We start from the raw sequence: 2,316 nt of genomic DNA, 5'->3' as shown, positions 1-2,316 counted from the left end.
AACCGCTCATACAACCCCGCACCCATCCCCAACCGCTGACCACCCTGACCCGAAAACAAGAACGCCGTCTTACCCCCAAGCACCCGACCCACCGTCAACCCCGGACCCGAACCACCCGAAGCCAACGCCGCCAACGCCACCCGATCCCGCGCCACCGCCCGCCACTCAAACTGGGCGCGACCCGACAACGCCCACCCCACCCCGCCACAATCCGGCACCTCCGAGAGAGCACCGGCATAACGCCGCAACGCACCCTCACTCCGCGCCGACACCACCAACGGCCCCACCACCGAGGCCGAATCCACGACCGGATTCACGGCCGATTCCGGGGCCACACCAACGGCCGCACCCACGGCGGGATCCACGGCCAGATCCACGGCCGAAGCCACAAGCGCATCCACGGTCGGGCCCATGACCGGGGCCGGATCGACGGCGGGGGCCTGTTCCAGGATCACGTGCGCATTCGTGCCACTCACCCCGAACGACGACACACCCGCACAACGCGCACGACCACTCTCCGGCCACACGGTGTTACCGGTCAGCAGAGACAGCCCACCGGCTGACCAATCCACATGTGGCGACGGCTCATCCACATGCAACGTCCGCGGCAACACCCCATGCCGCATCGCCATCACCATCTTGATCACACCCGCGACACCCGCGGCCGCTTGAGTGTGACCAATGTTGGATTTCACCGACCCCAACCGCAGCGGCTCACCCGCCCGATCCCGGCCATACGTCGCCAGCAACGCCTGCGCCTCAATCGGATCACCCAACCGGGTACCCGTCCCATGCGCCTCCACGACGTCCACCTCGGCCGGCGACACACCCGCATTCGCCAGGGCCTGACGAATCACCCGCTGCTGCGCCGGACCATTCGGCGCCGTCAAGCCGTTACTCGCCCCGTCCTGATTGACCGCCGACCCACGCACCACCGCCAACACCCGATGACCATGACGCCGAGCGTCCGACAGCCGCTCCAACACCAACACCCCGACACCCTCGGACCAACCAGTGCCATCCGCCGCCGCCGCAAACGACTTACACCGACCATCCGCCGCCAACCCCCGCTGCCGAGAGAACTCCACAAACGCACCCGGCGTCGACATCACCGTCACACCACCAGCCAACGCCAACGAACACTCACCCGACCGCAACGACTGACTGGCCAGATGCAACGCCACCAACGACGACGAACACGCCGTATCCACCGTCACCGCAGGACCCTCAAGACCAAACACATAGGCGATGCGGCCGGAGATCACGCTCGGCGCGTTCCCGGTGAGCAGGAAGCCGTCAAGTTCTTCGGCAGGCTCGTGTAGCCGAGGTCCGTAGTCCTGCGCCGAGGCACCCGCGAACACGCCGACCTCGGTGCCTCGCACGCTGTCGGGGTCGATGCCCGCCCGCTCGAACGCCTCCCACGAGGTGTGCAACAGCAGCCGTTGCTGCGGATCCATCGCCAACGCCTCACGTGGCGAAATCCCGAAGAATCCCGCATCGAACTCCGCCGCGTCATCCAGGAAGCCGCCCTGTTGTACATAGCTCGTGCCCGGACGCTCGGGGTCACCGTCGAATAGGGCGGCCAGATCCCAACCACGATCGAGTGGGAAGTCCCCGACCACGTCGACACCGTCCACTGTCAGCCGCCACAGGTCCTCCGGCGACGCCACTCCACCTGGGAACCGGCAGCTCATGCCGATGATGGCGATCGGCTCGTCGGGCGCGGAGCCGGAACGGACCGGCGCCGGGACGGCCTGGCCGACGGCTTCTCCAGTGACCTCCGCGACGAGGCGGCGGGCGAGTGCCCCCGGGGTCGGGTGGTCGAAGACGACGGCGATGGGCAGCCGAGTGCCCAACTGCTCGTTGAGGCGTTTCCGCAGGGCGACGGCGGTCAGCGAATCAAAGCCGTAGTCCTTGAAGGTCCGGTCGGCGTGGACAGCGCCGGAGTCCGCGTGGCCGAGGACAGCGGCGGCCTGCGCCCGTACGAGGTCGGTCAGGCGCTCTTCCAGCTCGGCTGCGGGCAGACCGGCGAGCTCGGATGACAGGCCTGCCGGCACGGCGGCGTGCGGCGGCAACGTGATCGGGCGCCGGGCCTCACCGGCGGTACCGGGCGCGAGCCAGAACCGCTCCCGTTGGAATGGATAGGTGGGGAGGTCGACGTGTCCCGGCCGGGTGTTCAACGTTGCCCAGTCGAGGTCCGCGCCGTGAGTGTGGGCCTGGGCCAGGTTCGTCAGGAAGATGTCCGGGCCCGGCTGGTCGCGACGTAGGCTGCCGACCGCGGTGCCGCCGGTGTCCTCGATCGCTGCCAGCAACGCC

1 protein-coding gene is annotated in these 2,316 nt (G+C 68.4%); it reads right to left on the bottom strand.

Annotated features, from left to right (window positions below; genetic code table 11):
- Positions 1-2,316 (bottom strand): type I polyketide synthase (locus ACLQ28_RS34370; protein WP_425690423.1); only part of this gene is annotated, 2,316 nt, incomplete at both ends.

It is taken from the genome of Micromonospora sp. DT201, assembly GCF_049841575.1.
Taxonomy (GTDB): Bacteria; Actinomycetota; Actinomycetes; order Mycobacteriales; family Micromonosporaceae; genus Micromonospora.
Note: the sequence above shows the minus strand (reverse complement) of the source record. Positions and strands in the feature narration are given on the sequence as shown.